At 49.7% G+C, this 7,178-nt stretch carries 6 protein-coding genes; 2 read left to right on the top strand and 4 right to left on the bottom strand.

The genetic code is table 11. The features are described from left to right. Window positions 1-8: 8 nt before the first annotated feature. The 3 genes from BP27_RS0114675 to umuD form a co-directional block, all read right to left on the bottom strand. Window positions 9-1,171 (bottom strand): IS3 family transposase gene (locus tag BP27_RS0114675; protein WP_150112065.1). Its coding sequence is split into 2 segments (ribosomal slippage): window positions 9-907 and window positions 907-1,171, totalling 1,164 coding nucleotides; the frame shifts between segments, so codons are not numbered across the junction. A gap of 8 nt (window positions 1,172-1,179) precedes the next feature. Next, entirely contained in the window at window positions 1,180-2,436 is a 1,257-nt protein-coding gene (gene umuC / locus BP27_RS16570) for a translesion error-prone DNA polymerase V subunit UmuC (RefSeq protein WP_051610619.1), read from the bottom strand. Then, window positions 2,433-2,894 (bottom strand): translesion error-prone DNA polymerase V autoproteolytic subunit, encoded by a 462-nt coding sequence (gene umuD, locus BP27_RS0114660; protein ID WP_027852174.1) that lies wholly within the window; start codon window positions 2,892-2,894, stop codon window positions 2,433-2,435. Before umuD ends, umuC begins: the two co-directional genes overlap by 4 nt. A 457-nt stretch (window positions 2,895-3,351) precedes the next feature. On the opposite strand from umuD, the gene BP27_RS16565 reads away from it, so the two are divergent. After that, window positions 3,352-4,557: an IS91 family transposase gene (locus tag BP27_RS16565; protein WP_051610618.1), complete on the top strand. Its 1,206-nt coding sequence runs from the start codon at window positions 3,352-3,354 to the stop codon at window positions 4,555-4,557. Between the two features lie 292 nt (window positions 4,558-4,849). On the opposite strand, the gene fabF is transcribed toward BP27_RS16565, so the two are convergent. Then, window positions 4,850-6,115 (bottom strand): beta-ketoacyl-ACP synthase II, encoded by a 1,266-nt coding sequence (gene fabF, locus BP27_RS0114650; protein ID WP_027852173.1) that lies wholly within the window; start codon window positions 6,113-6,115, stop codon window positions 4,850-4,852. Between the two features lie 92 nt (window positions 6,116-6,207). Between fabF and BP27_RS0114645 the strand changes: the two genes are divergently transcribed. Continuing rightward, entirely contained in the window at window positions 6,208-6,885 is a 678-nt protein-coding gene (locus BP27_RS0114645) for a TetR/AcrR family transcriptional regulator (RefSeq protein WP_027852172.1), read from the top strand. Window positions 6,886-7,178: the final 293 nt, after the last annotated feature.

Genomic DNA, 7,178 nt, shown 5'->3' with positions numbered 1-7,178 from the left:
TGTACTGGTCAAGCCCGAGTGGACACTTTTAATTGGTAATTTTCATACTCAACTGGGGTCATATCACCATTAGACGTATGAAGCCTTTTTAGGTTGTAATACTTCATATAAGCAGCGACATCGGCTGCCATAGATTCGTAAGTTGCGTGTTGAACTTTGAGTATCCAATCGTGTTTTAAGCTGCCAAAAAAGCGTTCGACAACGGCATTGTCCCAGCAAGCACCAACATCACCCATCGACTGCTTTATTCCTAGCTTTGTCAGCGACTTTTTTAACTTTTTACTGGTGTACTGTGAACCACGGTCGCTGTGGAAGATAACCCCTTTTGGGTGCCCTCTAAGCCAATAAGCTTGCTTAACCGACTGTAAGACAAGGTCGCTTGTCATGCGTTTGTTAATAGCCCAGCCGATGATACGGCGAGAATACAAATCCATAGCAACGCTTAAATACATCCAACCTTGCCCGGTCTTTAAATAGGTAATATCGCCAGCCCACACTTGATTAGGCTGGTCTGGATTAAAGTCCATGTTCACCAGGTTAGGTGCTGCTAATTGGCACTCGTCACGCTTGGTCGTTACTTTGTAAGCCACGCGCTGGCGTACCACCAAACCGAGCTTGCGCATGATTGTGCGTGTTTTATAACGGCCTATAAAATAGCCTTGTTTACGCAGTGCCTTCATCAACTCACGGCTGCCTAAGCTGTAACGACTTGCTTTAAATAGCCGCTTAGCTTCACGGTGTAACATCAGCGTATCATTCGTAATAAGCTGTGCTGGACGCTTTTCCCAAGCGTAATAGCCTGAACGACTTAAGCCTAAGGTTTTACAACACAGGCTTACTGAGTAGCCTTCTTGCACCTTGGAATGAACAAACTGAAAACTTATTTCATTTCCTTGGCGAAGAAGGCCGATGCCTTTTTTAAGATGTCTTTCTCCATCTTTAAACGCTTGTTTTCAGCACGAAGCTTTAATAGTTCGGTACGCTCATTATCGTTCAACATAGTGCCTTTAGCCTGCTCTTCTTGTTGTTTTTTCCAATTATAAATTTGGTTGGGATTTACCCCTACCGCTTCAGCTGCTTCAGCAACGCTATAACCTTGTTCAGCAACCAAGGATACCGCTTCTTCTTTGAACGCTTTGGAGTAGGTTTTGTATTTACGCTTCTGATTCATCATTCACCTCAAACTAGACTGGGTCTATTGTCTCTCATTGAAGTGTCCATTGGAATTAGACCAGAACAGTTGCAGTTTCCTTGGCTGGCTAAAGTCACTGTACCCAACCCACTTTCATTGATTTGATCGACCGCTGCCATTAACTTTTTGCTGCGGTATTTCTTGGTCATGTCTTCAAACAAGCTGGGTTGGCTGGCATTCTGGTCATAAAAATCAGCCAGCATTACGCCACCTTTGTTATAGCGGTATCCATCTCGCCAAATGCTTTCTAGCAGTTGCATGGCTAAACGGGCTAAAACCCTTGAATCATTACTCGGCTCGGGGAGTTGGCCTATAGCTGAATTGCTATAACTGGGTTGATCGGTTTTAAATCGATTGGTTTGAATAAAGACTGTCAGTACCTTAGCTTGTTGCTCTTCAGCCCTTAGATTTTCTGCTGCACGGGTGGCATGTTGAGCTATGGCTTGGCGCATACCATCTAATTCAGTAACCACCTGACCAAATGATCGGCTGCTGATAATTTGTTTTCTCTTAGCAGGAATTTCTTCTAGTTCAAGGCAAGCAATACCATTTAATTCATGTACGGTTCTTTCCAACACAATAGAAAACTGGTTTCTAATCTGTTGAGGATCGGTTTGCGCTAAATCTAGCGCAGTTGTAATGCCCATAGCATTCAAGCGTTTAGTCAGTTGCCTGCCAACACCCCACACTTCTTCAACTGGAGTAATCGCCATTAATTTTTCTTGCCTAATTCTTGCAGTTAAATCAACGACGCCACCCGTTGCTGGGTATTGTTTGGCACCATGATTAGCCAGCTTTGCTAAAGTTTTAGTGGGTGCAATACCAACACAGACTTGAATCCCCGTGTCTTTATCAACCTTAGCTTTAACCTGCTTACCAAAATCTTCTAAACTAAAACGCTTATCAAGCCCCGATAAATCTAAAAAAGCCTCGTCTATGGAATAAACCTCAACCCTGGGTACTAAAGCTTCTAAGGTGTGTATCACACGGCTGCTCATATCAGCATACAGTGGATAATTAGATGAAAATACCTGGATTTTATGTTTAGTAATTACCTGCTTAATCTTAAAAACAGGGACACCCATTTTAATGCCTAAGGCTTTTGCTTCCCTAGACCTTGCCACGACACAACCATCGTTATTGGAGAGCACCAGCACAGGTACATTTTTAAGTCGCGGCGCAAACAACTTCTCACAGCTAGCATAGAAATTATTGCAATCCACCAGCGCAAAAATTTGGCTCATGTTTGGCTAGTGGCGCGAGTACGCAAATTACGAATTACATTAGTCACCACACCAAAAATTTCCATATCACTACCTTCAGGAATGCTAATCGGTTGGTAGGCAGGGTTATGCGGTAACAAGTAAGGGTTAGCGCCCAGCACTAACTCTTTAACCGTATACTCACCGTAAAGACTGGCCACCACAATATCGCCCTGAGTGGCTTGAATAGAACGATCAACCACTAAAATATCGTTAGGCAAGATGCCCGCACCACTCATTGAATCACCTTCCACCCGAACAAAAGAAGTAGCGGCAGGGTGCTTAATGCACAGCTCATTCAGATCAAGAGTTTGCTCTATATAATCCTGCGCAGGCGAAGGAAAACCCGCTAAAATTGCATCACTAAATAAAGGAATGGCTAGGTAATTCTGCTGCAACTGAACAGCATTACCGCTAACACCCATGTAAGTCACACGCATAAAGGCCTCAGTACTCTATTTAACCACTAGGCAGATGGTTGTTTGCACAGTAGGGTAAATTCGTTTTAGTTTTGACAGCAACCTAAAGAACTTAACCTTTGTGATCTTATACAGCCTATTTTTGGTGTTTGAGAAAAAAAGACACGTTTAGCCTTTAGGCTTGGCACACTAATTAACTTACCAATAGATTTAAGCTTTATAATTCAATCGGTTAGATATTAAACAGGAAGGATAGTGTGCCTGCTCTTAGCAAGTTAGGCGGCCTGCTTGAATTGTAACCAATGGCTAGCTTGTTTTTACTGATTAAACCTTTAGTATTCAGAGTCATACATTAATTTTTAGTAAGCAAGCCAAAGCGACAAAACGAGCATGCCTACTAATACGCTGTTGCATATAGCCGCTACGCGGCAGAATGCGTAAGATTGGAGTGCTTAAACAATAATGGAGGGCAAAGGATATGTCCAATCGAGCCATACAAAACCTGTTTTTTTGTTTCTCTGACCAGCTTAAGAAAACCCAACAACCGCTTAAAAATCTTAAAGCGATTGATGCATTAACCCACTGCCGAACACCGGCAATGGGTGCCAGTTATTACCGCTGTCAATCAAACCATGCCGAAGTAGAGCAGCTTCATTCGTGCCGCCACCGTAGCTGTTATGTCTGTGCCCATAAACAACGCCTTGAATGGATTGAAAAACAAAAAGCACGATTACTCAATGTGCCACATTTTCATGTGGTTTTTACCTTGCCCCATGAATATTTACCCGTATGGCGTTATAACGAAGCACTATTTGCTCGCATTCTGTTTAAAGCCAGCCAAGAAACCTTACAGCAACTGCTAGCACAGCAGCGCCATGGCGGTGTAATCCCCGGAATTTTAATGGCACTGCATACTTGGGGACGACAACTCACCCTTCACCCGCATACCCATTGCTTAGTCACTGCGGGTGGTCTTGACGCAAATAATGACTGGAAGGCGTTGGGAAATTATCTCGTCCCTAGTGCAGTGATTCGTTCTGTTTATCGTGGCAAGCTGCAATCCTTTATTAAGGCAGCGTTTGATGAAGGCGAGTTGATCTTACCGCCAACGCTATCGGTAGCACAATTTTGGGCGATGTATCAGGGTTTGTACAAAAAGCATTGGTGTGTACGAATTGAAGAACGCTATGCGCATGGCAAAGGCGTGGTGCTTTACCTAGCACGTTACTGCAAAGGCGGCCCTGTTGACCCACGACAATTAAAACAGATGAACGCCGATACTGTGACGATGAGCTACCTAGATCACCGTGATAAACGCATTAAACAGCAACAACTTAAGCCAATGGATTTTATAACCCGACTACTCCAGCATGTTCCCCCGACAGGCTTACATACTATTCGTTATTACGGACTGTATGCTCCAGCGAGTAAGTTACGGTATCAGCGAAGTCGGCAACAATGCGGCACGGTAGAGCAGATGCCCAGTGCAAGTAGAGTTGACCGGTTAACTATGGTAATTTATTGCCAAACCTGTGGTGTACCGGTGCAATTAAGACGTCGTTGGTGGCCACGCAGGTCAAAAGGAAATTCCATTAATAGAGAAGCACAGAGCGTTCGAGTCAGCAGCTTTGTGCAACAAGGCGATGAACCGCACCTTGCCGCTGTTTTTTATAATACGTCTTAAAACCCAGAGTGTTTTTTTTTTTGGAGCGGCAAGGGCGATTATCTCAGCGTTATAATACGTCTTAAAACCCAGAGTGTTTTTTTTTGGAGCGGCAAGGGCGATTATCTCAGCGTTCAAGGGCGATTATCTCAGCGTTAGCAGATAGGCCAAGTCTTCACCGACACATTTGCCGAGAGCACTTTTTGCGCGGGCAGTCGCCGGGGCCTTCCGGCGATGGAGCCGTCGAACATGCTGAAGTCTTCTTCTGACATGGCCTACAGATGGGCAGTATTTGGTCCCAGATTCCTATCCCCTATATTTTGCTGACGATCAGAGCAGCATTCACCCCACCGAAGCCGAAGCCGTTGCACAGCACGTGCCGAGTAGCGTGCTCGCGTGCCGAGCCCGAGACGATATCCAGGTCCTGCAGGTCATCGTCGACGTTCTCCAGGTTCAGGGTCGGAGGCAGGCGGTCGTGCATCACCGACAGGGCGGAGAAGATGCTCTCCACGCCGCCGGCGGCACCCAGCAGATGGCCGGTGGCCGACTTGGTCGCGGAGATCGGGATGCCGGCTAAGGCGTCGCCGAAGGCGTTGCGCAGGGCGGCGATCTCGGCCCGGTCGCCGACCGGTGTCGAGGTGGCGTGGGCATTGATATGGTCGATCTCCTCGGGGGAGAGTCCCGCCATCTTGAGTGCTGTGCGAACGGCCGCCGCGGCCCCAGCCCCGTCTTCCGGGCCGGCGGTAATGTGGTGGGCATCGGCGCTGGTGCCATAGCCGCTAAGGATGGCCAGGGGCGTAGCCCCGCGGGCCTCGGCGTGGGCCAGGGTTTCGATCACCAATAGCCCCGCCCCTTCTCCCATGACGAAGCCATTGCGTGCCTGGTCGAAGGGGCGCGACGCCTTGGTGGGATCGTCCTGCTCGGTGGAGAGCGCCTTCATGGCATGAAAGCTGGCAAGTGACAGGGGATCGATACAAGCCTCGGCGCCGCCCACCAAGGCCACGTCAGCCTCGCCGCTGCGTATCAGGCGCATGCCGTCACCGATGGCCTGCAAGCCAGCCGCACAGGCGGTCACCGGGCATCCCAGTGGCCCCCGGAGGCCATAGCGAATCGACACATTGCCCGCCGCCAGGTTGGCCAGGAAGGCCGGTACGGTGAACGGGGAGAGCCGGCGGTGGCCGCGGGTCGTCAGGGTGTTCTGTGCCTGGGTGATGGTGGGGAAGCCGCCGATGCCGGAGCCTACGATGGTGGCGGTGGCCAGGCGGTCCGTGTCGCTCGATGGGAACCAGTTGGCCTGGGTGAGCGCCTCTTCGGCGGCGGTCATGGCGTAGAGGCTGAACAGCTCCATCTTGCGACGCTCCTTGGTGTCGACCACCCGATTCGGGTCGAAGCCGGCTTCGGTGTCGTTGGCGATGTCGGGCACCGAACCGGCGACCTTGATCGGCAGGTCGCCGGTATCGAAGCGGGTGATCGGGGCGAGGCCGGAGCGGCCGGCGAGGAGGCGTTCCCAGCCCGCCTTGACGCCGCAGCCGAGGGGGCTGATCATGCCCATTCCGGTGATGACGAGCGGTGATTGCATAATAGTTCTCCTGAATGGCTTGGTGTTTTGCTAAACTAACACCGGGCTTGATATGATCAAGATAATATTTAATTTGCGAAGGTGAAGGCACCGTGTCCTACTCGACGAACCGCAAGGAAAAATCGCGAGAGCGCATCCTCAAGTCGGCTATCGAGCTGTTCAGCCGCCATGGCTTCGAAAAGGTTTCCCTCGGCCAGATCATGAAGCTGGCGAAGATGACCCATGGCGCTTTCTATGCTCATTTCGCTTCGAAGGAAGCGCTCTATCGCGCCTCGGTGCGAGAAACCCTGGAGAGCAGCCGTGCGGCGAGGTTGATAAAGGGACCGCTGTCAGTGAAGCATCTGACGGCGCTGGTCGCAAACTGCTGGAGTCTCCAGGAGCTGGAACGAAAGTACAAGCCTGGGCCCGAATCGGTGCTTTTCAACGAGATCGGCAACGAAAACGCTGAGATCCGTACGTTGTTCGAAGCCTCATACCTGCGCACTAAGAAAATGCTGGAAACCCGCTTGGTCGCCCTGAGCCGCCTCAAGAAGCTCCCCTTTGAACCCGACCGCGATATTATCGCCGACAAGTCTCGCTCCATTCTCGCCTCACTGGTAGGCGCCGTAGCCATCGCCAAGAGCCTACCGGACGGGCAGGAACGCCAGCACATCCTCAATGCCGCCCAGCGCAACATTCTACAGATGCTTGGCGTCAACGAGAGTGAGCGGGAAAGTATGTTGAGCAACGTGGAGGCAGGAGCAGAGCCCCGCATAGCATATCCCTGCTGAGCAATATTCGTTTCTCAGCTTGAAGAGCATTGCTCTACTGCCGCTGATCAGCCGCCATGGATTCCATAATGTGAGAATACGCTTACCTGTGACAGTAATATCTGGAAGTCGAGGTCGAAGCCCCAAGCTCCCTGACTTCGGACAAGAAGCGACTACGGAAATGCTAACAAAGCATTGCAGCGGACAAAGCCGCTGAATGCGGCGTTCAGGCTGTAGAAAAACCTCTTTAATTATGGTTTGATTGGATTTTCAGATAACGAGGGCATGAGGATGGCTCGATTCAAGCATTACGA

Source organism: Marinospirillum insulare DSM 21763 (genome assembly GCF_000686905.1).
GTDB classification, from domain to species: Bacteria; Pseudomonadota; Gammaproteobacteria; order Pseudomonadales; family Halomonadaceae; genus Marinospirillum; species Marinospirillum insulare.
The sequence above is the reverse complement of the archived record's forward strand: the minus strand, read 5'-3'. Positions and strand labels throughout refer to the sequence as shown.

Bases quoted from the DNA above. Each gene is read 5' to 3' on its own strand.
- fabF (WP_027852173.1), bottom strand. From the start codon at position 6,115: ATGCAATCACCGCTCGTCATCACCGGAATGGGCATGATCAGCCCCCTC.
- umuC (WP_051610619.1), bottom strand. From the start codon at position 2,436: ATGAGCCAAATTTTTGCGCTGGTGGATTGCAATAATTTCTATGCTAGC.
- umuD (WP_027852174.1), bottom strand. From the start codon at position 2,894: ATGCGTGTGACTTACATGGGTGTTAGCGGTAATGCTGTTCAGTTGCAG.
- BP27_RS16565 (WP_051610618.1), top strand. From the start codon at position 3,352: ATGTCCAATCGAGCCATACAAAACCTGTTTTTTTGTTTCTCTGACCAG.